We start from the raw sequence: 24,630 nt of genomic DNA on the forward strand, positions 1-24,630 counted from the left end.
TCAAAGATCTACCTTGCACTGTTTTTCGACCAATGTCTTCCAACCGTGCCTGTTTATAATACCAAATCTTTACACCTTATGTCAACACTTTTTTTCATCTTTTTTATTTTCTTTTTTAAGACGTTTCTTAGCACTAACCTTCCAGTGGAAATCCTATTTATAATATCACATTCATAAAAATAATAAAAGGGTTATTTGCGAATTTTTTCACTTTTTTTCAAAAAAATAAAAAAGCGCCTAATTAAGCGCTTATTTATGCTGTTTTTTCGGTTGTTTCTTTCCTTAAAGAACCACATATTGGATAGTTCGGACATGATGGATTACAAGACTTATCTGCAAGTTCCCTTAATTCCTTAGGAACAAATGCTGTAATTTCATCATCGTCATACCCTACTAAGAAGTTATCTTTATTAATAATGATAGGTCGTTTCATAACCGAAGGGTTCGATTGAATGAAACTCACTACTTCTTTAATTGGCATATCCTCTAAATCCTTACCAAGTTCTTTAAACGGTTTTGACCGTGTACTTATAATATCTTCTGTACCATTTTCACTTCTGCTAAGTAAATACTTAATTTCATCTTCTTTTAATATAGTAGAGAAAATATTCTTTTCCACAAAATCTAAGTTCCTGTCTTTCAACCATTGTTTGGCTTTACGACAAGAAGCACAACCAGGTGAAGAATATAATATAATCATAAGACCCCTCGCTTTCCTTAAAGCATGATTCTATTATATATGATTTGTCAAATAAAGGAAACACACAAACACGAGAAAGTCCTTACATATTTTCATATAGGAATATATCAAATAAAATATACACCTTCCATTCCTTATATATAATGTCTTTCCCTTATATACATTTAATCTCTTTGCCTTTTATAAAGTTTGCGTTATAATATAAACTATAAAAGCAAAGAAGTAATAATAGTAAATATAGTAACTATGAAATCCAGAAATCTGTTGGTGGATGCAAAACAGACATAACCTATATTGAATTGGAATTATGGAGCTGACAAGATTGTCCGGTACATGCCGTTATTATGAAGTGACTCAGTTTGAGTAAGTCGGGTGGTACCGCGTTTGTTTTAATAAGCGTCCCAACATTATATATATTATATATGTTGGGGCTTTTTTATTTTCTAGGAGGAACGATATATGAAAAAATGCTTAAGTGGAATCAAACCAACAGGAAGATTAACATTAGGAAATTACATTGGCGCAATTCGTCAGTTTGTACAATTACAAGATGAATATGAAATGTATATCTTTATTGCAAATCTTCATGCAATTACAGAATTGCAGAATTCAAAAGATTTAAAACAGAATACCAAAGATTTAATTGCCCTTTATCTGGCATGTGGTCTTGACCCAGAAAAAGTTACATTATTCTTGCAAAGCGATGTACACGAACATGCGGAGCTTGGCTGGGTAATGACATGTAACTCTTATATGGGTGAATTAAGCAGAATGACACAATATAAGGATAAGCAACAGAAACAGGAAAAGAACATTACAGCTGGATTATTTACATACCCTGCTTTAATGGCTGCTGATATCTTATTATATGATGCAGATGTTGTTCCTGTAGGTGTGGATCAAAAGCAACACGTTGAGTTGTGTCGTAATCTTGCACAGCGTTTCAACAACGCTTTTGGCGAAACCTTCGTAGTGCCTGAACCAGTAGTACCAAAAGTAGGGGCTAAAATTATGGCACTACAAGACCCTACAAAGAAGATGTCAAAATCTGATGGCAATCCAAAGAGTTGTATTGACTTGTTAGATGAACCAGCAGTTGCACGCAAGAAGATTATGTCCGCTGTGACGGATTCTGTTGGTGTGATTCAATTTGACCCAGAAAACCAACCTGGCATTGCTAACTTACTTACAATTGAAAGTTCACTTACTGGTAAATCAATTGAAGAACTAGTAGCAGAATTTGATGGTAAGGGTTATGGCGATTTGAAAAAAGCTGTCGGGGAAACCGTGTTTAACTTCTTAACTGACTTACAGGCAAAATACAAAGAAATCGTTGCTAGTGACTTAATTCAAAAAACAGTAACTGATGGTGCTCAGAAAGCTAGTTATGTAGCAAGAAAGAAAGTAACCAAAGTAAAAAGAAAATTAGGTCTGGAATTATACAGATAGAGAATGCTATAACAGCATTCTCTATTTTTTATTATAGTTAAGTAAATAAACACCTTTTTCATCAATTCTAAAGTTAGCAATCCAAAACTGTACACCATTTTGTTTGGCATTATCTATAGAGTGAAGTACTTCTTCCCTTCTTGTGCTGTATACTCCAGGGAGAAACCCTTCACACTCATACATAAAGCAAGTAAGGATAACTGCACCTTTCCCTTTGCCAGCAACTTCACTCAATTGATTCATCTGCTTCAGTAATCTCTCGACTGAATTGAATGTGTTTCTCTTTTCATCTGATAACACTAATGATATCAATGGCATCTTCACTTCTAAATATGTATTATCAATCAAGAAATCAATTCTTGAATCTCCCAACATCTGTTCTCTCTTTATATGATTCTTGGTAATCATTTCAGAAAACAAATTTCTTCTTATACATATATCAACAATATCATTCATTCTATTCTGATTAATACCCAACCAAGTTTTATCCTTAGTAATAGCAATGGCTTCTACTGTATAGTTTGTCTTTCTATTTATATTATCTGAAACAGATAATAAACAAGGTAGATTTTCCAACACTATATTCCCCACTCTTCCAGTAGTAGGTATATGACAATCAATCAATTCATTATTGATTAACACTTCTACAATAAACCGATTTTTACGTTTAACTAAAATTGCCTCTGTTAGTGGTTTATCAAAAGTGATTACATTTACTTCATTTTTCATAAATCCATCTTACCATAAATATCATTGCAAATAAAAATACTGGATTGCTCCAGTACTTAAATGAATAATGTAATGATAATAATAATTCCTAAGATAATACGGTAGTAACCAAAAATCTTGAAATCGTGTTTGCGAATGTAACTTAATAAGAAACGAATCGCAATAATTGAAACAACAAATGATACAAACGTTCCAACTAATAACCAAATTACTTGAGTCATTGAGAAATTCAAACCAAACTTAATCAGTTTTAATAAACTGGCTCCTGCCATTACTGGTACTGCCAAGAAGAATGAAAATTCACTTGATACGGTACGTGAACATCCTAGGATTGTTCCTCCAATAATAGTAGAACCCGAACGTGATGTTCCTGGTACTAACGCAAGGACTTGGAAACATCCAATTCCTAATGCTGTTTTATAATCTAAATCTTCTAATCTTGAAATACGAACACGACGTTTCGTATTCTCTAATATAATAAATGCAATCCCATATACAATTAATGCAATCGCAATAACTAAGGTACCACTTAATACATCTTCTACAAGATCATCAAATAACACTCCAATGATTCCTGCTGGGATACATCCAATAATGATCTTTCCCCACAAGTTCCATGTTTCTTTTTTATTACTGATTGATTTGGTAGATAAGAATGGATTTAATCGTTTGAAATATAATACACATACTGCCAGGATCGAACCAAACTGTATAACTACTTTAAATACTTCGAAAAACTTTGGATCTCCTAGTGACAGAATTTGTTCAAATATAATTAAATGTCCTGTACTACTAATTGGTAACCATTCAGTAATACCCTGAATAATCCCAAGTACGATTACTTTTAATATTTCAATCATCTTATCTTCCTCCGTTTAAATATGAATATACATATTCTTTAAAGATTTTTCCTCTTTGTTCATATGATGTAAACTGATCATAACTTGCACAAGCTGGAGATAATAATATTACATCACCAGGCTTTGCCAATTGAACTGCTTTATCAAATGCTTCTTCCATTGTATCAAGTTCTTCAACATGACTAAAGATATTTTTAAATTCTTTTTTAGTTTCTCCAAAACTAAAGCAACACTTCACTCGATTATCATATGGCTTCAGAATATCAAATGATAACTTCTTATCATATCCTCCAGCTAATAAAATAATGTTTTTGTCAAAAGATTCTAATGCAGGAACAACTGCTTCTGCATTGGTTGCTTTGGAATCATTAAAGAAACGAATTCTATCTTTCTCACCTACATACTCTAATCGATGCTCAACCGATGTAAATTCATGCAGACCTATTTGTATCTCTTCTATAGAAACTCCAAGCAGATACGCCATACAGGCTGCTACCATCGAATTGGAGATATTGTGTTTACCAACCAATTTTAATGTCTTAATATCAAACAAATATGTATCTTTATAATATACAAGGTTATCTTTCAGATATAAATCTGCTTTTTTCTCTAAAGAATAATCAATAATTTTACAAGGAATATTCTTTGCATATTTCATGATTTCTTCATCATCTATATTTCTTAAAAAATAATCCTCTTGATCTGTATTCCTATAAATCTTCATTTTTGATTCATAATAAGCATCAAGATCTTTCATGTAATCCAAATGATCTGGTGCTAGATTTGTTACTACACTAACCTTTGGTTTAAATGATTCCATTCCTAATAACTGAAAGTTACTTAATTCCAACGCAATATTTGCATCCTCTTTTTCATGTTCCAATACAACTTCACTAAGAGGTATCCCAATATTTCCAGCAACATAAGAAGTTCCATGCTTTTTCAATAGTGCATATAATATAGAGACGGTTGTTGTTTTTCCATTCGTCCCAGTAATCGCTCCATAATGAAATTCTTTTGCGTACCAAGAAGCTACTTCAATTTCTGTATAAATCTTGCTTCCTTGTTTCACAAAATAATCAATAAAAGCAACTGTATATGGAATGCCTGGATTCTTTACAACAAACTCATAGTTTATTTCTTTTAAAGTATCAGGATGTCCTTCATCATATACTTTAACCCCAAGTGTTTCCAGTTCTTCTTTATTTGAAACAATACCAGAGTCTGTTAGATAAACTTCAAACCCTTTCTTTAGTAATAGTTTGCTAACTGCAGTTCCACTACGTGCACTACCAATGACAAGCACTGATTTCATCTTACATCACTCCAATCACATACCCAAGGATAGCCAATAATATTCCAATGATATAAAACATGATGACTACTTTTGTTTCCTTCATCCCACTCATTTCGAAGTGATGGTGAATCGGAGCCATCTTAAATACTCTTTTTCCTCTTGTTTTAAATGATATTACCTGAATCATTACTGATAATGTTTCAATCAAGAATAATCCACCAATAATAACAAGTAAGATTTCTTTCTTTAATACCAAAGCTACAGCTGCTAATAACCCACCTAAAGCAAGTGATCCAGTGTCACCCATAAAGATTTTAGCTGGATGCACATTAAAGCGCAGATAACCAAGTAATGATCCTAATACTGCAATTAATAACATTGCCAGTTCAATTTCATTATCAGTGATTGCAAATGCAATAAATGGCACAAGTGCAATACTAACTGTACCAGCACACAATCCATCCAATCCATCTGTTAAGTTCACTGCGTTACTTTCCGCAGTAAACATAATAAAGATTAATACAAAGTATAATGGTCCCAGTTCAATATATTCATCAATGATTGGAATCCATAGTGTTGTATCACCAACACTTTTATACATAAAGAAAAATAAAATCGCCAAGAAAGACTGCATTAAGAATTTTACTTTTGCTGGTAATCCATCATTCTTCTTTTTAACTACAATAATAAAATCATCAATAAATCCAATTAACGCATATCCTACATACGCCATAAGAACAATTAACATTTTCATATCTGTTAAAATCTTAGGACGCATAATACAACATAATAATACGGGAATCAGTACAAATACAATTCCACCCATCGTTGGTGTACCAGTTTTTTTCTGGTGAGAAGCAAGACCTTCTTCACGCTCTGTCTGCGAAAATTTAATTTTATGAAGATAAGGTATAAACACTGGCATGACGACCAGTGTAATTGCTAAACTTATACCAAATGACAATATGAGTGTAATATCCATATTAATTCCCCTTTTTTTGTAACGTTATAATACTACTCTAAATTCTATTTCAATTCAACTTCTAATTTCGAATCTTTGCCCAATACGGTGGATTCCCCAATGCTCTGGGTCTCTACTTTTCCACTGCCGTTATAGGTAACTTCTATACCTGCGAACTTCGCAAAGATAGCAACATCTTTCCTAGACCATCCACTCATATTTGGCATGGTGATATTTGTACCATCCGTCAATAGGAATACATTTTGTCCAGAAATGATTGTTGTATTTTCATCAGGAGATTGTGAAATAATACTGTTTCCATCTCCAATATAATTAACTTTTATATTATATCCTTCTAATTTTTGCTTTACATACTCAGTTGAGTGATTCACTAATGCTGGCATTTCATATTCAGCATAATCGGTTGTTGTTTCATTATTACTATTTGCTTGTTCATTTGCTGCATTATATTGATTCAATGAATTTAGCGCTTCCCTTACCACATCTTGAAAGTAAGATGTATCATAGTTTTTATATTGTTCAGATTCAAATGCATAATAAATAATGATTTGTGGATCATCAGCTGGTGCAGCTGCAAGAATCGAGTTAGTATAGTATTTTCCATACTTACCATCAGTAGATACCTCACCTGTACCTGTTTTCGCCATCATTGTAACATCTGTCATTTTGTAATGTTGCGCAGTACCATTAGGATCCGTAACAACACGTTCTAACAACCCCTGAAGTTCTTTTGCTGTTTCTGCACTAATTGGTTCTCCTACTTCTTCCGTTTGTCCTTGATACACTGTTTCCCCAGTATTTGGATCAACAATTTTTTCAACTACATAAGGTTTCAACATCGTTCCATCACCAAAAATGGCACTTGCTGCTTGCATCAATTGATATGTATTAATAGATGCACCTTGCCCAAATCCAAGTGTCGCTTTATCAATTGGGTACTCTGTATTCAAAGTACCTGCATTATCATCTACACCATACATGTCAACTTCATCAAATAATTTGAATTTATCTGTCAAATAACTAATTACAGTATCGACAGGAATTACATTAGAAATTAAAGAGATAATTGCAGAGTTTGTAGAATATATCAACCCTTCATCATAAGTAATAACCCCTCTATTTCTTTGCTCCGCATCATAGATAGGCGCATATGGTGAACCATCGTCCGCACCGATTCTTATAGGATTATTATTTTCATCAATCCCTATATAAGAAACTCCTGATTGGAATTCTGCCAATCCATCGTATAAACCCTCGTTCATAACTGCAGCATAAACAAACGCTTTCATAACAGACCCAACTTCAAATGTATGTGAACTAGGTAAATTCGCTTGGTTTGTCTCCATACCTTCACCTTCTTTTGTGTTCAAATCATAGGTTGGATAACCTGCCTGCGCCAGAATTTCTCCTGTCTTTGCATCCATAACTACCGCCCAAGCTTTAGTAGCATCATTTGTTTCCATTGTATTCTGCAAAGCTTTTTCCAGTGCTAACTGTGTATCTTTATCAAGTGTTAAATATACATCATTTCCATTCACTGGGCTACTAATAACTTTCTCTGTATTAGGCAAGCGATTATCATTTGCGTCCGTTTGATATACAATCTCTCCATTTGAACCAGTTAGTTCCTCATTGAATGTTGCCTCAAACCCTGATGCTCCTTCAAGATTTCCATCATCATCATACCTTGTATACCCAATTAACTGAGATGCAAATGTCCCTGAAGGATAAACTCTATTTGTGGATTTTGTAAATCCTAAACCAGGTAAATTTAATTCTTCAATTTGCTTTTTTTGATTAACAGATAAATTCTTTCCATACTTTCCTAACTCTGTTTGATAAGAACCTGCAGCTTTCGCATCATCTAATATTTTCTTAATGCCAGCAGCAGTGTCTGCAACCTTTGACTCATCTGTTTCAATGATAGCAGCCAACTGTTGACTAGTCGAATCAACATCAACTACATACACAGGAGTATCCCCTGCGTTTACACGTTCTTCACTAATATATGCATATAAATCATAGGACTCAATATCCTGTGCAATGATATCACCATTACGATCATAGATATAACCTCTATTCGCTATAACTGTTTGTTTAGTTTCCCCGGAACCCGCTTTTCTGCTTAGAATGTTTTCCCCACTTCGAAAGTGAACTCCTGTAACCATAGTAAAAAGGACATTCGTTACAACAAGTGCCACAGCAATGCCCATTACTATACCAATTCTATTAGATGTCTTAATTGACTTCTTTGGATTAATACGCTTCTTCATCTTATGCCTCTATTCTGTACCTGTTACTGAAACAATTTGCTCCTGTCTTACTGTCAAACCATGTTTTTCAGCAATCTCTAAAATTCGATCGCGACTATCTAATTGTTTTACTTCTAATGTTAAGTTTGCAACATCACTGTCAAGTAATTCAATGTCGTTTTCAATTTCACCTAATTGTGTTTGTTTCACAACGTTTTGAGAACGCAAGATGGTAACTGAACCAAAATAGCAAAGAATTGATATTACGAAAATTAGGGAAATAAGTCCCTCAATTCTTAATTTTCTTTTTTTCTTAACTATTTTAACCATACTTCGCTACCTTACCTTTCTCAATACTCGTAACTTGGCACTATGAGACCTTCTGTTCTCTGACAATTCTTCTTCATCCGCCAATATTGGTTTCCTTGTTATTTCTTCATAATCTTTCATTTCTATTTGATCAGGCAGAAGTGGTATTCTTTTATCTACTTTCTCCGCCCTTGAATACTTTTTAAATATGTCTTTCACAATACGATCTTCCAGTGAATGGAAGGTAATGACACTAACTCTTCCACCCACTGACAATCGTCTTATTCCAGCTTCTAGGACCATCTCTAACGCAGTAAGTTCATTGTTGACTTCAATACGTATTGCCTGGAAGGTTTTCTTCGCAGGATGTCCCTTTTTGTTCAGTACCTTTGCAGGTAATGCACTCTTTATAATTTCAACTAACTCAATCGTTGTTTCGATCGGTTTTGTTTCTCGGTATTTTTCAATCTTGCGAGCAATCTGCTTCGCAAACTTCTCTTCACCATAACGTGATATTACATATAACAATTGTTCAAATGGATATTCATTCACTAACTCATATGCACTGAACTCCTGTTCTTTGTTCATTCGCATATCCAGTCTGGCTTCATTTCGATAAGAGAATCCTCTATCGGCATCATCAAATTGTGGTGATGACACTCCAATATCCAGAAGCAATCCATCTATCTCTTGCACACCACGCGCATCAAGTTCTTTATCCAAGTCCTCAAACCCACTGTGGATTAATGTGAAGTTATCTCCAATTGCTTTTAATTTCTCAGTTGATTCATCTATTGCCTGCTGATCTTTATCAAATGCATATAGATGACCTTCTGGAATTCTTTTTAGTATTTCACTACTGTGACCTGCTCTACCTAGAGTTCCATCAACATAGATTCCATTCTGCTTGATATCCAATAACTCTATTGATTCTTCCAACAGGACTGAATAATGCTTCATTACAGTAAGAACTCTGTAAGTGATTCAGCAACTTCTTCAAAGTCATCACTGTGTTCATCGTTATATCCATCCCATTTTTCTTTTGACCAGATTTCAATGGTATTTCCTGTACCGATAACACAACACTCTTTAATTAAAGATGCTTCTTTAATCAGAACCGACGGAATCAAAATACGACCCTGACTATCAATTTCACATTCACTGGCTTTCGCCATCAGATTTCTACGATACAAACGTGCCTGACGATTTGTATTTGGAAGTAGTGCAAGTTGTTCAGAAAGTTTTGCCCATTGATCCATTGTATAGACGGTTAAACATCCATCCAGACCTTTAGCAACAATAATCTTTTCATCCAACTCTTCACGAAAACGAGCCGGGATAATGATACGGCCTTTTTTGTCGATATTATGCGCATATTCGCCAATGAAATTACGTAATGTCGCAACTTCAGCCATAAAAATCACCACTTTCTACCATTTTTCGCTACTTTTTACTACTTTCTACCACTATTATATATAAAATCAAGTCGTTTGCCTAGTGTTTTCAGCAAAAAATTTAAGAAAATAAAAAAAGACGATATAATCGCCTTTTCGTTTCAATATATTATTTGATTTATTTGTTAATCCACTTCTTTAAATCCTAGTGCTAATAACGTTCGTTCAGCATCATTTATAATATCGCTAACTGCCCCAAAAGAAATATTTAATATCCCTGTTCCAGCACCACCAGCAACTACAACTACATAAATCTGTTCCCCTTCTTTCACAATCGTATAGGTTGCAGAAGCAGTAGAGTTATTACGCATAAAGAATCGTTCAATCACAATTACTAATGTTTCCATTGTATCGCTCTTGCAATGAATAATTTCCTTCTCCCATGCATTATCAGTAAAGTACCTTTTTAATTCAATGAATAACGATTCTGAATCAGCACTGTTTATATTATATTTTCTTGACTCCATAACCATCCTCCTTTTCTTATTATTATCATACCACAAATAAAAAAAGCAGCGTCTATAGCTGCTTTCTTATTCAGTAATTTGTTTTCCGTTGTAATTACCACATTCACACATTCTGTGTGGACGAACGTATTCGCCACAAGCAGGACATTTTGTTAATGTTGGTCTTACTAGTTTATAGTGTGTTCTTCTTTTTGCTTTTCTATGCTTTGAACCACGTCTTTGTTGAACAGCCATAAATACCTCCTCTAATCTTCATCAATTTTAAACTCTTTTAGCTTAGCTAAACGAGGATCTACTTCATCTTTTTTTCTGCTTTGATAATCACTTTCTTTTATTACTTCCCATCCTTCACCTTTTGGATATTCCTTCAGTCCTTCTTTAACGACTTTTAATGGAACCTCCATCATGATTGTCTGGAAAATAATCGGCAAAAGTTCGACTACATCCCCTTTTGCTTCATGAACATCCTCATGATCATCTACTTTGCGAAATGCAAACAATTCTGTCGTCTCTGTTTCAAACGGATATACAACATCTTCGTTTGTTATTGCACAGGGTAGAATCATATCACCGCTAATCACTAAATCACAAGTAACCAAGTCACTTATTGATTCATAGCGAATCTTACCTTTGACGTTCACGTTTTTAAGGTCACGTAAGTGGTGATTTTTTTCAAATACCGTTTTTGGAAATGTAAGTTCTTCATCGAAAGATATTACATCCTTCTTCAAATTTAGTATTTCATTTTTTGACCATTTCAAGATCATCACCTCATTGCCTGCCTATTTATTATATTGAAAATGAATTGCAAAGTCAATAAAGAATCCATTAAATTCACGATATAAAAGCAGGTTCTTCCTATTCATAGAGATTTTATTTCCATTTTTCTTTCATACATATAGAAAGGTGTACTTTCATACACCTTTATCTGTCTATTTCCAAAGCGGAACTGGATACTTACCTTCATCAATTAATTTCTTGATTCCAGCTTGTACAACAGGCTTATCTTCCTGATATGTTACCCCATACCATTTGTCTTCACTTTGTAGTACTTGAACTTCAATTTTACTTTCACGCAACATCTTTCCAACTTCTTTTGGAATAAAGAATTCTGACTTCATTAAGTTTTTAGGAACTTCTGTTTCAAAGAACTTCACAAAGTCTTCTTTCATATATTGAATAAAGTTAGGTTTGAATCCCCACATGTTCATTGACACCAGACGGTTGTCAGCAAGTGGTAACCAAGTCATTCCTTCATCTTTACTATATTCAATTCCTTTTAAATGTTTTTCAATACGTGTCAGTTCATCTACGTTTGTCAGTTTCCCATCTTCAACTGTACACACACCACGAGCAACACTTCCGTTTTCACTTACTGTGTTTGCTAAGATGTAACCAACCATAGCATATTCGTTTTCATCTGTGCTGTTTACTAAGAAATCATGTAACTTTACAAATCCTTCTCTACCATAGTAATCATCAGCATTGATTACTGCGAATGGAGAATCGATAACATCTTCACAACATAACAAAGCATGTCCTGTTCCCCAAGGCTTTTCTCTACCTTCAGGAACTGAAAATCCTTCTGGAATACGATCGATGTCTTGGAATACATATTTCACTTCAAACTGTTTGCTAATTTTGTCTCCAATTGCTTCTTTAAAATCTTGTTCAATTTCTTTTTTAATAATAAATATTACTTCATTAAATCCGGCTTTAATTGCATCATAGACACTTAGTTCTAAAATAATCTCACCATTCGGTCCTATCTTATCAATTTGCTTTAAGCCACCGTAGCGGCTTCCCATACCTGCAGCCAATACTACTAAACTAGTTTTCTTCATACATACACCTCTCTTGTACTATTCTAGCATAAATTCGTTTCTATTTAAATCTATTTACAGTATAATAAAAACATGACAAGAAACATAAAAACAACAGGGATTGTGTGTGAGTATAATCCATTCCATAATGGACATATTTTACATATAAAAAAAACCAGAGAACTGACAGAACCGGATGTATTAATTTGTGTAATGAGTGGTAACTTTGTTCAGCGAGGCGAACCTGCGATTACAAATAAATGGGATCGTGCGACTGCTGCAATCAGACATGGAGTTGATTTGGTAGTAGAACTTCCTTTTATCTATGCAACGCAAAGTGCGGATGCATTTGCTCAAGGTTCAATTGAAACGCTAAAGTTACTGAAAGTAGATAACATTGTTTTCGGTAGTGAATCCAATAATATAAGGAAACTGGAAGAACTGCTTCATATTGATGATGATATCGCTTCTCTAAAAACGGAAGGCATCTCCAGTGCAAAGGCATATGAGCGTCTTTATGGCGAACTTCATCCCAATGATATTCTGGGACTTAACTATGTGAAACACGCACGTAACAACGATATAGAAGCTTATACCATACAACGAACAAACAGTTATCATAATCAAAACATGGAAGGCAGCATCAGTAGCGCTACAGCTATTCGTAATCAAATCTACAAGCATGAAGATTATGAGTATGGAACACCAATGAATAATTTAAATGATAACTTCAAAATGGAACATTACTATCCTTATATAAAGATGTTATTACTGACAACGCCAGCAAAAGAACTAAAAAAATCATTTCTAATGGATGAAGGAATTGAAAACAACTTAATAAAAAATTGTAAGATTGCAGACGCTTATGAAGAATTCTTAAATCTTTGTATTTCTAAACGATATACAAAATCAAGTATTCAAAGAACATTGGTTCATCTGATGAACCACACTTATAAGAATGATGCTGATTTTCTTCCTGAACTTAACCATGTTCGTATCCTAGCCTTTAATCAGAAAGGAAAAGATTACCTACATACATTAAAGGAAGATATTATTATTGCATCAAAGTTTAATCAGATACCTTCTCCATATAGAGAAATGGAATTAAAAGCAACGCAAGTATATTCATATCCGCTTTCTATTACCAAACAAAAAGAAATGGCTGCAACTGAGTTGCAACCACCTAGGTATATAAAAGACTAAACTAAATCAAACTTGTATAATGCCGTCAGGTATCCTTTACCTAAATCCACTATCTCCACAAGTTTAAATCCATTACGTTCATAATATGAACGTAATTTTTCTTTATGTTCACGAACATCCAGTTTCACACAAGACATCCCACGTTTTCTTCCAATATCTTTAAATGCATCTAATATGAAATCTGATGCCCCACTACCTCTTGCTTTATTAAGTACCATTACCTTATGAATATATAGTGCTTCTTTAGGTTTATCATTTAACCAATAAGTAGGATCATAATCAACTACACTAAAGCATCCAATTGCTTCATCATCTTTATAAACAATATAAAAATCTGAGATATCATAATCCTGAGACATGGTATCCCATGTTATTTCTTCGTCTTCCCATTGCTTTAATCCTTTTTCTGCTAACTCCTGTACCTTTAACTTATACAAAGTTTCAATACAAGAAATATCCTTATCCTGTGCTTGTTTTACAATCATATATTTACACTCCCAAAAGTATAAATATAATATCACAAACCAATATACCTAAACAAGATACTTATTCAAAAATAAACCATACATCTTGAATCAGATTATCTTTAAAGTAATAAATCGTTACGGCTTTGATCATCATCGTATCTGCTTCAGAGGTGAAAATTTGTTTATCAATTACCTTTTCTCCGATTGTTAATCTTTCTACTACATCTGAGTACAATTTTGGATAATCAAACTTTTCATTATAAAACGCTCTAATATTCTCCCTGCCCTCCATCAGTATTCTTCCTGTATCCAGACTATGAATCTTCACATCTGGCGCGAACGCAGAGACAAGTGCATCTACATCGTGACGGTTGTAATCATCAACATGATTTGAAATAAAGGTTTCTAAATCTACCATATGCATATCCTCCTTGATATTTATATTATATCAAAATTGTATAAATATAAAATAAGAAGTTTGTTAAATTTTCGTTTCTTTTCCAAAGAAAAAAGAGAAACCTTTACAGCTCCTCTTATAAATTCTCTACATTATGATATACATTTTGCACATCATCAACATCATCCAACAAGTTTAGAAGACGTTCAAATAAATCTTTATCATCTCCATCCAATGTTACATACTCATTTGGAATCATTGTAAGTTCCAACACATCAAATGTTACATCTGGAATTAATTTTTCAATTTCTTCTTTTGCTTTATTTAAATCTTGTGGTGCAGTTGTAATTGACATGTGGTCTTCTTCAACTTCAATTTCTTTTACATCAACATCAGCCATCAGCAGTGCTTCTAACATTGCATCTTCATCTGTATACGCAATTACAATTTGTCCAACACTTTCGTAGTTGAATGAAACTGATCCACTTACACCAATTTTAGCTTTTGATTTATTAAACGCTCCACGTAAGTCAGCAATTGTACGATTTGAGTTATCAGTTAAACATTCAATAACAACAGTAGCGTTTCCACCACTTCCAAATCCTTCATAAGTAGCACTCTGATAGTTTTCACCAGATCCGCCTTTTGCTTTTTCTATCGCTCTTTTAATTACATCTGCAGGAACTTGATTCGCTTTCGCTCTTTCAATTGTTTTCTTCAGATTAACATTCATCTCAGGATCCGGTTCACCACTTTTTGCAGCTACATAGATCTCTTTACCATATCTTGAATATACTTTTGCTTTAGCATTGGCTGTTTTCGCCATACTTGCTTTACGCACCTCAAATGCACGTCCCATATTTATCACCATCCAAATCCTTGTTTATTATACCAAAGAATAAAACATCCTACAATAATTATTCGAAACAGTTCTTCTTGTTGTGTCAGTATACAAAATAAGTTATGATATTTTTAAAGAGAAAGATTGAGGTGCAGTATGAGTTATTGCGAATATTGTAAGTGTAAAGTAAATGATGATGAAAAAGTGTGTTCACAGTGTGGAGCACCTGTTAAACATGATGAGAAAAACAAAACAACCAACTATTCAGCATTTGTACGTATGCATTCCACAACTAACAAAAGTAACGTAACCAGCACAGTTCAAAAGAAAACAGCTACGCCTAAACAAAGCCGAGCATTAACTTTTATCATTGTCATTATCATTATAAGTTTCGCTATGGTTTCGCTAATATCCAGTCAACAAAACAGCAGTAGCAAAACAACTAATTCTTCCTCTAATAATTTCAGCGATAAAAAACCCGAACGTTCTGATCACGAAGTAAACACTTTTTTCGAAGAAAGTGGCTATGTTGGCAGATATAAAATAAACAGTGATGGATCGAGTATATTTATTTACCAAAATGAAAAGGAAGCTACTTTCTATGGGTTATTTGAGACTAATAGCGATTCTTTTAGCGATACCTATGTAGCTGTTTACTTTTATGGTAACATTGAAGATTTCTCTACATCTTATATATTTGATATAAAAGATTCCGCAGAAAATAACTATACTGATGAAAAAGAAAACTGTAGTTTTGATATGAATGCTAATGCTGATTCCTATCTTAACTACAATACTGATAAAGTTAGTAGAGATAATTTAAAATCAAAACTTACAAATTGGTTATCAGACGAAAATATAAAAAGAAGACAAATTAGATCTACATTACATTTGTCAAAAGGCAACGAAAAAAGATCTATTAATTTGATTACATCTGCTCTTGACGAGAATGGTTATCAAACACAAATAACTAATGATTCTACTGTTGTTGTAACCAGTCCTCATGGAACTACTTTCACAATGTTATTGGATCCTTATGGTGCAACTAAAAGAATTCTTTATTCAAATACTGAAAAGAATATAAATAAGCAATATATATACTCCAGAAACAAAAAGAGTGAAGTTAACAAGGAAGCTGTAGCTGTAGCTAAGGAAGACGACTTCTTATGGATATGTTCTTCGGGTTACAAATACGGCAGTTACTACTACTTCATGCATCATGAATAAGAAAAGCAATTTAGTGATTTTATTATCTCACTAAATTGCTTTTTTCTTTAAAACACTTTTTTACCTTGAACATAAGTCATCTGATTATAATAGTCTTTATTCATAACACAGATATCAGCATCCTTACCTACTTCTAGTGTTCCTTTTACTTTATTTACTTTCGCTACTTTAGAAGGATTCACACTTGCCATTTGGACTAGCTCCTGTACGCTACAACCAGTCACTTCAGCCATCGTACGAACAATATAATCCAAACCAACAGCTGAACCAGCGCGTCTTCCTGTTTCTATTACCGTTACACTGTTTCCTTCTTTTATACAATGTTTACCACTAAATGTAAATTCACCATCTGGCAATCCTTTTCCTAACATTGCATCAGTTATTAAGACAATATTATCTGCGCCTTTACAACGATACGTCATAAGAATTACTTCAGGATCCACATGGAATCCATCAGCAATTAATTCTGCATATGCATCCTTATTAATAAATGCAGATGTTACAACACCCGGTTGACGATGCAGATGTTGAGACATAGCATTATATAAATGCGTAAATCCAACTGCTCCATGTTGGAATGCTTTTGTTGCTGTTTTACTATCGGCAGCACTATGGCCAATCATCATTGCAATATTACGTTTGGTACCATATTCAATAAACTCCATCATTCCATCTAACTCAGGTGCAATTGTCATAATCTTAATTCGGTTATCTGATGCTTCAATCATTTCATCTAATTCTTTATAAGAAGGAGCGCGTAAATGCTCTTCTACCATAATTGCTTTATACTCTCTACTTAAGTATGGACCTTCTGCATGAAGTCCCAGAAAATGAGCACCATCTACACAGTCTTCGACTTTTGCATATACATTCAGTACTTTTATCATTTCTTCATGAGACATTGTTGCTAATGATGCAACAAAACCAGTTACTCCATCTTTTGCTAGATTGCAAGAAGCCTGATTAATCGCTTCCTGAGATGCAATTTCAAAGTCTACCCCATCAGCACCATGAATATGAATATCAATTAGTCCAGGCATAATATAACTACCTTTTACATCTATAAACTCAACGTCCTTGTCCTGTTGGTAAACTTCAAACTTTGGATCGCCCTCTTTCATTACTTCAGCAATCACTTCACCATCAATTAATATTCCACCATCATATGCTGTTTTTCCGTCCACTACTACAACTCCATTGTATAAAAGTGTTTTCATAAGTACCTCCATTTAGTCTTCATGATGAATAACTTCTACAATACTTTGTGCAACCTTTAATGGTACAATTTCTGCAATTTCTTCAACACTTGCTTCTTTTAATCGTTTCATACTCTTAAAATGATTCCATACTTTACGTTTTCTAACGTTCCCCAATCCTGGAACTTCATCCAAGATTGATTTCGTTTGTGCTTTGGAACGTAATTTCTTATGATAGGTAATCGCAAAACGGTGAACCTCATCTTGCATCTGTGTTAGCAAAAAGAATAAAGGACTGTCTTTACGAATTGGAATAATATCACCATTGCGGTCCATTAAATTGCTTGTACGGTGACGATCATCCTTTACTAATCCACACAAGGTAATCTCAATTTCTAAAGCATCAAGAATTTCTCTTGCTGCATTGATTTGCGCCAAACCACCATCGACGACAAGTAAGTCATTCTCTGGTTTCTTTTCTTTTAATAGACGTAAGAAACGACGATAAATTACTTCTTTCATTGAATCAGTATCAGATACATACGTATCTAACTTATACATTCGATAATCTTTCTTTGATGGAACTCCATCTTTGAAGACAACCATACCTGAAACATTGAATGCCCCACTAATGTGTGAGTTATCATAAATTTCAATCGTATGAATTTCTTTTTTAAAGATTGAAGATAGTTCCTGCATTGCTTCCTGTTTACTGTCTTGTTTTCTTTTTACTAATTCAAATTTATCACGATGTGCTGTTTCCGCATTCTTCTCTACCAGTTCAACCAAGCGCAGTTTTTCTCCACGTTGTGGCTTTACTACCTTTGTATCCAGCACTTCACTTAAATCAGTTTTCACTTCCCTAGGAATCAATAATTCCTGAGGTAATGGATTCTTATTATAATATTGAAGAATAAAAGATATAAATGCATCTTCTTCATCTTCGTAAATTGGTGTAATTGATAAAGAACGTTCTAAAATTTTTCCATTTCTTAGAAAGAATCCCTGAATACATAAGTATCCTTTATCATAGTAATAGTTAAATACATCACGGTCTTTACGATCCTTAAACTCAACATGTTGGTTTGCGGCTACATGATGAATTGATTCAATCAACTGATGATATTCCTGCGCCTGCTCAAAATCAAGTTTATCACTTGCAGCCTGCATCTGTTGAGTCAATTGGCCAACTACTTTCTTTGTATCTCCTCGTAAGAAGCGTTTGATATCATTTGCCATCTTCTCGTAGATTGCAGGATCAATATCATTGATACAAGGTGCCAGACATTGTCCTAAGTGATAATACAGACACGCGCGATTTGGCATGTGCTTACATTTTCGCAGAGGATAAATTTTATTCAACAATCCTCTTGTCTGATGGGCAGCTCTTGCATCTGGGAATGGCCCAAAGTAATAAGCATTCTTATCCTTTATATTTCTAACGACTGTTAGTGTAGGCGCCCTACCTTTGGTTAATTTAATATATGGATAACTCTTATCATCCATAAACATAATATTGTATCTTGGCGTATACTCTTTAATCAGATTAATTTCCAGAAGGAGTGCTTCTTTTTCACTATCACAAACAATATATTCAAAGTCATCAATATTGCTTACTAACTTTGTTGTTTTATAGTCATGAGCACCACGAAAGTAGGAACGCACACGCGAGTTTAATCGCACTGCCTTCCCCACATAAATAATTGTTCCGTTTATATCCTTCATCAGATAACAACCTGGTTTTGCTGGTAACAGCTCCAGTTTGTCTTGAATCTTCTCCATATTTGCCACTAATTATTACCACCTTTTAATGTTACTACAGTTGCACCAACACCACCTTCATATCCTCCTCCAAGACGGAAATCCTTTACGTATTTCTGTTTCTTTAAGAATTCATGAATTGCAGAGCGAAGGGCTCCTGTACCACTACCATGGATGATTGTTACACTATACATCTTATGTAAGATTGCATTATCTAAATACTTCTGCACAACACTCAACGCTTCACTCACACGCATCCCAATCACATTACATTCCATCGTTGGTCTTGCAGTTGTTGTACTGGTAGAAACACTAGCTATCTTTTTCTTCTTTGGTCTTGTCATATGCGTTAAGTCACTAACTTTCACATTCATCCTCATACCATTTGTTGATATTGTTGCCTTGTTTCCTTTGATTGAGATAATCTCTCCCTGGTACTGTAATCCTTTTACTTTTACATAATCATTTACTTTAAATTCTTCTTCAATTATATCTTCTATTTCTTCTTCCTTTTGAACTTTCAGTTTTGAAAGCGTCTTGATATACTCATGTTCTTTTACTTCCTTCATTGAACGAAGTTCTTCAATCACTGTTTTCGCCTGTTCTCTGGCTTCTTCAATAATTTCATCAGCTTTATATCCTGCTTCTTTTAACTTACGCTCATATTCTTCCTGTTGTTTCTGTTCTTTTGTATGCAGTTTTTCTTGCTCTTGCTTCAATTGAACCTTTTCCTTTTGAAGATGATCCTGTTGTTCTAATAAACGCAAACGATCATTCTCCAGTTTTTCAATTAGTAAGCTTTGATCAGTTGTAGATTCTTCTTTTAACTGATATGCATACGTAAGAATTTCATCCTTTATATGATAACGCTTTGCAATTTCAAGTGCATTTGAATTGCCTGAAAATCCTTCCATATACTTATAGGTAGGAGTCATTGTTTCTAAATTAAATCCTACACTTGATAATAAAATACTATCTTGTGTCTTCGCATACTCTTTCACCTTTGAATAGTGAGTAGTTGCTACACTCATAATATCGTTCTTCTTTAGATAATCTAAAATTGCAATTGCCAGACATTCTCCTTCATTTGGATCAGTACCTGAACCAAGTTCATCCAGTAGTACTAATGAATGACTTGTTGCATGATCTAGAATATAAGATAACTTTGACAAGTGTGCTGAGAATGTAGATAGTGATTCTAGTATCGACTGGAAATCTCCTACATCAACATACACTTCATCAAACATTGGCAGAACTGCCTCTTCACAAGGCACTGGAAATCCACTCATACTCATAATCGTAAATAACCCGATTGTTTTTAAGGTAACTGTTTTCCCACCTGTATTAGATCCACTAATCAACAGATGTTGATATGGATCTTTAATTTCATATGTATTTGATACTACTTTTTCATCATCAATTAAAGGGTGTCTTGCATCCTTAAAATATAGATGTTTTTCATCCTTATTTAAAGATGTGTATACTGCTCCTTTTTGAAATGCCCATTTTGCTTGTGCAAAAAGAACATCCAACAAAGTTAGTGTTTCTAAGTTTGCGGCCATTTCATCTGTATGTGGAGCCAATGTGTTACATAACTCTCTTAGTATTTTTTCTACTTCATTTTTTTCATTTGCACGTAACGACTGTAAACGATTATTCAATACAAGCAATGCTTCAGGTTCAATATAAACTGCCTGACCACTTGCACTTTCATCATGAATAAATCCTTTCATCTTATGCTTATCTGCACTCTTAACAAGCAGTGTTGTACGATTGTTACGAGTCGCTGTAATATTATCCATTAAGATTCCACTGTACTGTGACATAATCTCACTTGTCTTCTTCGTGATTTCCTGTTCACAGTTACGAATATTTCTACGAATTGCTGCCAACTCAGGAGTTGCATCATCACGCACTTCATAACTTGCATTAATTTTCTTTTCAATTAATTCTTTTAATTTTCGATGATCACTTAAAGAGTCAATAAAGTCTGTAATAATTGGTGCATCAATTTCAATGCGTTTTTTATAGTTCAACATATTCTGATAACTTCCCATAAAGGTGGCTACATCATATAACTCTTGAGGTGTAATTACTTTCCCTCTGCCAATATCTTTGAACACACTATAAAAATCATGAATTCCCGCAAAAATCGGTGCTTCATGATGTTGAAACAATTTCAGTGCTTCTTTCCCTCTTTGTAAATCACGGTTTGCTTCTAAATACGCAAACTTTGGTAATTTCTCTACTATATCTTTTTGAGACAATGAAAAAGAACAATGCTTAGCAATGGTCGCTTTCACCTCATCAAAATCTAATCCTTCATACTTTTTTTCCATAATCTCTCCATTATAAATCTAGAAGTGAATCAAGATCAATTGGTTCTCCTTCTCTTATGCGATCAATATAATCAAAGGCCGATAATGCCGTACCAGCAATTGGGACATGCTGTTGAATCATATCTTTTATCGGTGTAATTCCACTGTTGTTCATTACTGCTTTTCCATTGCTAAAAATGGGACTAGCTAAAACAACAATCAAAACAATAACATATAAACATCCTTTTACCAAAGCTAATATACTTCCTAATACCTGGTTTAAAGTTCCTACCATTTTAATCTTGTTCATTTTACGAATCCAGACACGTAGTATCCGCAAAACTATATTGGTAATCAGAAACAACAATACAAACCAAATCACCCGATTTGCTAACGTTACAATCGTCTGATTTGCTATTGCAATACCAGTATCAATAACAGGTTTGTCAACTAAATAAAACTGACTTCCTAAGATATCTGATAAAAACCAAGCTACTAAAATACATATTAATAAGGAAGCGGTAATAATCGCTTCTAGTATCAATCCATTATGATATCCTTTCCACGCATAATAAACTAACATGGCTACAAAGAATATTGGTATAAAAATACTTAACTGCAAAGGAAATTCCATATGCCCACCTCTTTCTTTATTCTAAAGTAATTACTATGTTTATGCAACTTTGAAGATGAATTGTGATAAAATGATTGAGAGGTATTTTTATGACAATTACAAAAGTATATACAAGAGAAGAAATAAATAAATTATACCACTCTTTAGGGGCTGGTACGAAGTGTAAAACTCCACCTTATGCAATCTTTCAGATAAAAATGAGTGACTGTACAATTACTGCCTATGAATCCTTAAAAGTAGTATTCCAGGGAAATGGTGCAGAGTTCTACAGTGATATAGTCAAAGGAAAAGTAGCTACTAAGAAAACATCTTCTTCATCAAAGACTACAACTGCGAGTGTAAGTGAAGTATTTCCACAGGCAGGTAGTGATGAAGTAGGAACTGGGGATTACTTTGGACCAGTTGTTGTATGTGCAGCATATGTAGAAGAAAAAGATCGAGAACTGTTAATAAAATTAGGAATCAAAGATTCTAAACAAATCAAAGATCCAGAAATTTTAATGATTGCTCCTCAATTAATTGACCATTTAAAATATAGCATTCTGATTCTTGATAACTACAAATATAACCAAGTTCATGAAACAAACAATATGAATCAGATCAAAGCTAAATTACATAATCAGGCGTTTATCAATTTACAGAAGAAGTTTAATCTAAACCTTTCCACAATTTATGTGGATCAGTTTACACCTCCACCAAGTTACTTTCGTTATTTAAAAAATGAAAGCGAAGTAGTAAGAAATATTCATTTTGAAACCAAAGCTGAAGATAAATTTCTAAGTGTTGCCTGTGCATCTATTATTGCCCGTTATTATTTCTTAGATACATTAAAGAAAATGGATGAAAAGTATGACTTCACCTTCCCTAAAGGAGCAGGTGCTCATGTTGATGCAATTGCTAAACAGTTAGTAGAACAACATGGAAGAGATATATTATGGCAAGTTAGTAAATATCATTTTTCCAATACAGATCGAATCATAAACGAAGACGACTAAAATGAATCTAGTCGTCTTTCTTTTATAGCCCAGAAAAACTGCCGATTACTTATAATCAGCAGTTTTTCTAATACCCTCATTATAGTTGAGTATCCTTAATTTCACTGTGCACAAAGATTGATTACTTCATATTTTAATATTTGAAGGGCGGGAAAAATACGGAAGTACTTATCTATAGGGCGATATAGATGTTAGTGCTCTTTATGCACAATTTGTATTCTTATTTCTTTGAAAATCTAACTTTCTTTGTTGCTACAACTACACCTAGCATTGCGACTGCTAGTAATGATAATGCAGCTACGTTTGTTGTATCTCCTGTGTTTGGAGATGTAGATGCTTTTACTGTTGTATCTTTTTTACCAGTATCTGTTGTGTCAGCCGGTTTCGTTGGTTTAGTAGGTTCTACTGGATCTGTTGGATCAGTAGAGTCTGTAGATGGATTGCTCTTCACTACAGTTACAACTGCACTTGCTGATTTTGTTGTATCACTTACTGATGTTGCACTTACTGTTAGTGTTTCTGCTGTTTCATCTTCACCTACTGTTAGTTTTCCATCAGCATCAATTTTTGTATCTTCTGATGTCGCTCCACTAACTGCCCAAGTTACTCCAGCGTTTGTTGCATCATTTGCTACTGCTGCTGTGAATTGTTGTGTTTTACCAGCTTCTACTTTTGCTGTTGTTGGATCTACAGCTACACTTATTTCAGGTGTTGGTACAACTGGTTCTTCAAATCGTATAGTTGCTTCTGTAAAGTCAATTTCACTTGGCAACATTGGATTCCATGAACTATCATAGAATTCACTGTATACTCCTAATCCTAAATGTGTTAAATCTACATCTGTAAAGGTAAATCCTACTGTTGCAGATGTTGCAGTTCCTTCTGGTAATACATTTTTAAAGTTAAATGTAACTTCACATACTGCACCTGGATAGTTGATTTGTCCATGGTATTCTCTTGTTGTTCCTGTTGTTCCCCAGTCCGTCATAACCATGTTATTCGCTACTGGTGCTCCATCTAATGTCAGCAATGTTTCATCCCATGTGAACACTCCTGCTAAACCATTAATTTCTCCATCTGCTGTTGTAAATGTATATGTTACTGAGGTAGTATCTCCCCTTTGTGTTACTACTGTTTGTGTTCCTTCTGCAGTTCCTTTGTAAGTTGCTGCTGTTGTCGTTGCTGTTGTTGTTACTACAATTGCCATTACAACCATTACTAATGCAATTACTAATTTATTTAATTTTTTAAACATTATCTTCTCTCCTT

Annotated in this window: 25 protein-coding genes and 1 other annotated feature; of the genes, 4 read left to right on the forward strand and 21 right to left on the reverse strand. The window is 34.0% G+C overall.

What is annotated here, in order from left to right:
• Positions 1-253: 253 nt before the first annotated feature.
• Complete coding sequence (locus J2S15_RS14635) at positions 254-700, reverse strand: Spx/MgsR family RNA polymerase-binding regulatory protein (protein WP_307409621.1); 447 nt, start codon at positions 698-700, stop codon at positions 254-256.
• 208 nt (positions 701-908) lie between these two features.
• Positions 909-1,107, forward strand: a binding site (T-box leader).
• A gap of 52 nt (positions 1,108-1,159) precedes the next feature.
• On the opposite strand from J2S15_RS14635, the gene trpS reads away from it, so the two are divergent.
• The gene (gene trpS / locus J2S15_RS14640; RefSeq protein ID WP_307409623.1) at positions 1,160-2,149 is read left to right on the forward strand and encodes a tryptophan--tRNA ligase; all 990 of its coding nucleotides are present in this window, start codon (positions 1,160-1,162) and stop codon (positions 2,147-2,149) included.
• A 21-nt stretch (positions 2,150-2,170) separates the two neighbouring features.
• Here trpS and J2S15_RS14645 read toward each other — a convergent pair whose 3' ends face one another.
• The 12 genes from J2S15_RS14645 to J2S15_RS14700 all read right to left on the reverse strand — a co-directional run bounded on the left by J2S15_RS14645 (position 2,171) and on the right by J2S15_RS14700 (position 12,343).
• Positions 2,171-2,878 carry a DNA/RNA nuclease SfsA gene (locus J2S15_RS14645; protein WP_307409625.1) on the reverse strand — a complete coding sequence of 236 codons (708 nt, stop codon included), beginning with the start codon at positions 2,876-2,878 and terminating at the stop codon, positions 2,171-2,173.
• A gap of 56 nt (positions 2,879-2,934) precedes the next feature.
• The gene (locus J2S15_RS14650) at positions 2,935-3,738 is read right to left on the reverse strand and encodes an undecaprenyl-diphosphate phosphatase (RefSeq protein WP_307409627.1); all 804 of its coding nucleotides are present in this window, start codon (positions 3,736-3,738) and stop codon (positions 2,935-2,937) included.
• A 1-nt stretch (position 3,739) separates the two neighbouring features.
• The gene (gene murD / locus J2S15_RS14655) at positions 3,740-5,053 is read right to left on the reverse strand and encodes a UDP-N-acetylmuramoyl-L-alanine--D-glutamate ligase (RefSeq protein WP_307409629.1); all 1,314 of its coding nucleotides are present in this window, start codon (positions 5,051-5,053) and stop codon (positions 3,740-3,742) included.
• Between the two features lies 1 nt (position 5,054).
• Positions 5,055-6,017, reverse strand: a complete 963-nt coding sequence (mraY, locus tag J2S15_RS14660) for a phospho-N-acetylmuramoyl-pentapeptide-transferase (RefSeq protein ID WP_307409630.1) — start codon at positions 6,015-6,017, stop codon at positions 5,055-5,057.
• Positions 6,018-6,061: 44 nt separating this feature from the next.
• A complete protein-coding gene (locus J2S15_RS14665) occupies positions 6,062-8,290 on the reverse strand; it encodes a penicillin-binding protein (RefSeq protein ID WP_307409632.1) in 2,229 nt (742 codons plus the stop codon).
• A gap of 9 nt (positions 8,291-8,299) precedes the next feature.
• Positions 8,300-8,599, reverse strand: coding sequence for a cell division protein FtsL (locus tag J2S15_RS14670; protein WP_307409634.1), 300 nt, complete (start codon positions 8,597-8,599; stop codon positions 8,300-8,302).
• Positions 8,600-8,605: 6 nt separating this feature from the next.
• On the reverse strand, positions 8,606-9,538 hold the full coding sequence (gene rsmH, locus J2S15_RS14675) for a 16S rRNA (cytosine(1402)-N(4))-methyltransferase RsmH (protein WP_307409637.1): 933 nt from the start codon (positions 9,536-9,538) through the stop codon (positions 8,606-8,608).
• Positions 9,538-9,993: a division/cell wall cluster transcriptional repressor MraZ gene (mraZ, locus tag J2S15_RS14680; RefSeq protein WP_307409639.1), complete on the reverse strand. Its 456-nt coding sequence runs from the start codon at positions 9,991-9,993 to the stop codon at positions 9,538-9,540. Before mraZ ends, rsmH begins: the two co-directional genes overlap by 1 nt.
• A gap of 164 nt (positions 9,994-10,157) precedes the next feature.
• Positions 10,158-10,499 (reverse strand): DUF6054 family protein, encoded by a 342-nt coding sequence (locus J2S15_RS14685; RefSeq protein WP_307409641.1) that lies wholly within the window; start codon positions 10,497-10,499, stop codon positions 10,158-10,160.
• Positions 10,500-10,565: 66 nt separating this feature from the next.
• Positions 10,566-10,733 (reverse strand): 50S ribosomal protein L32, encoded by a 168-nt coding sequence (gene rpmF / locus J2S15_RS14690; protein WP_307409643.1) that lies wholly within the window; start codon positions 10,731-10,733, stop codon positions 10,566-10,568.
• A gap of 11 nt (positions 10,734-10,744) precedes the next feature.
• Positions 10,745-11,266, reverse strand: a complete 522-nt coding sequence (locus J2S15_RS14695; RefSeq protein WP_307410091.1) for a YceD family protein — start codon at positions 11,264-11,266, stop codon at positions 10,745-10,747.
• A gap of 165 nt (positions 11,267-11,431) precedes the next feature.
• Positions 11,432-12,343, reverse strand: coding sequence for a nucleotidyltransferase family protein (locus J2S15_RS14700; RefSeq protein WP_307409646.1), 912 nt, complete (start codon positions 12,341-12,343; stop codon positions 11,432-11,434).
• Positions 12,344-12,415: 72 nt separating this feature from the next.
• Here J2S15_RS14700 and J2S15_RS14705 point away from each other — a divergent pair, with 72 nt between their 5' ends.
• Positions 12,416-13,525 carry a tRNA(Met) cytidine acetate ligase gene (locus tag J2S15_RS14705; RefSeq protein ID WP_307409648.1) on the forward strand — a complete coding sequence of 370 codons (1,110 nt, stop codon included), beginning with the start codon at positions 12,416-12,418 and terminating at the stop codon, positions 13,523-13,525.
• Here J2S15_RS14705 and J2S15_RS14710 read toward each other — a convergent pair.
• From J2S15_RS14710 to J2S15_RS14720, 3 genes are all read right to left on the reverse strand, one after another.
• Positions 13,522-14,010 carry a GNAT family N-acetyltransferase gene (locus tag J2S15_RS14710; protein WP_307409650.1) on the reverse strand — a complete coding sequence of 163 codons (489 nt, stop codon included), beginning with the start codon at positions 14,008-14,010 and terminating at the stop codon, positions 13,522-13,524. The genes J2S15_RS14705 and J2S15_RS14710 overlap by 4 nt on opposite strands.
• Before the next feature lie 61 nt (positions 14,011-14,071).
• Positions 14,072-14,410, reverse strand: a complete 339-nt coding sequence (locus J2S15_RS14715) for a nuclear transport factor 2 family protein (RefSeq protein WP_307409653.1) — start codon at positions 14,408-14,410, stop codon at positions 14,072-14,074.
• A 115-nt stretch (positions 14,411-14,525) separates the two neighbouring features.
• Positions 14,526-15,248 (reverse strand): YebC/PmpR family DNA-binding transcriptional regulator, encoded by a 723-nt coding sequence (locus J2S15_RS14720; RefSeq protein WP_307409655.1) that lies wholly within the window; start codon positions 15,246-15,248, stop codon positions 14,526-14,528.
• Positions 15,249-15,386: 138 nt separating this feature from the next.
• Between J2S15_RS14720 and J2S15_RS14725 the strand changes: the two genes are divergently transcribed.
• Positions 15,387-16,457, forward strand: a complete 1,071-nt coding sequence (locus J2S15_RS14725; protein WP_307409657.1) for a hypothetical protein — start codon at positions 15,387-15,389, stop codon at positions 16,455-16,457.
• Positions 16,458-16,504: 47 nt separating this feature from the next.
• Here the strand turns inward: J2S15_RS14725 and nagA are convergent, their stop codons facing one another.
• Genes nagA through J2S15_RS14745 form a run of 4 tightly spaced genes read right to left on the reverse strand, consistent with a single transcriptional unit; the run spans position 16,505 to position 22,366 of the window.
• Positions 16,505-17,674, reverse strand: a complete 1,170-nt coding sequence (gene nagA / locus J2S15_RS14730; protein WP_307409659.1) for an N-acetylglucosamine-6-phosphate deacetylase — start codon at positions 17,672-17,674, stop codon at positions 16,505-16,507.
• 12 nt (positions 17,675-17,686) lie between these two features.
• Positions 17,687-19,435: an excinuclease ABC subunit UvrC gene (uvrC, locus tag J2S15_RS14735; RefSeq protein WP_442319968.1), complete on the reverse strand. Its 1,749-nt coding sequence runs from the start codon at positions 19,433-19,435 to the stop codon at positions 17,687-17,689.
• 8 nt (positions 19,436-19,443) lie between these two features.
• Positions 19,444-21,753 (reverse strand): endonuclease MutS2, encoded by a 2,310-nt coding sequence (locus J2S15_RS14740; RefSeq protein WP_307409663.1) that lies wholly within the window; start codon positions 21,751-21,753, stop codon positions 19,444-19,446.
• Positions 21,754-21,763: 10 nt separating this feature from the next.
• The gene (locus J2S15_RS14745) at positions 21,764-22,366 is read right to left on the reverse strand and encodes a CvpA family protein (RefSeq protein ID WP_307409665.1); all 603 of its coding nucleotides are present in this window, start codon (positions 22,364-22,366) and stop codon (positions 21,764-21,766) included.
• An 89-nt stretch (positions 22,367-22,455) separates the two neighbouring features.
• On the opposite strand from J2S15_RS14745, the gene rnhC reads away from it, so the two are divergent.
• A complete protein-coding gene (gene rnhC / locus J2S15_RS14750; protein WP_307409667.1) occupies positions 22,456-23,361 on the forward strand; it encodes a ribonuclease HIII in 906 nt (301 codons plus the stop codon).
• Positions 23,362-23,581: 220 nt separating this feature from the next.
• Here the strand turns inward: rnhC and J2S15_RS14755 are convergent, their stop codons facing one another.
• A complete protein-coding gene (locus J2S15_RS14755; protein WP_307409669.1) occupies positions 23,582-24,616 on the reverse strand; it encodes a hypothetical protein in 1,035 nt (344 codons plus the stop codon).
• Positions 24,617-24,630: the final 14 nt, after the last annotated feature.

The organism is Breznakia pachnodae, from assembly GCF_030814225.1.
GTDB lineage: Bacteria > Bacillota_I > Bacilli_A > Erysipelotrichales > Erysipelotrichaceae > Breznakia > Breznakia pachnodae.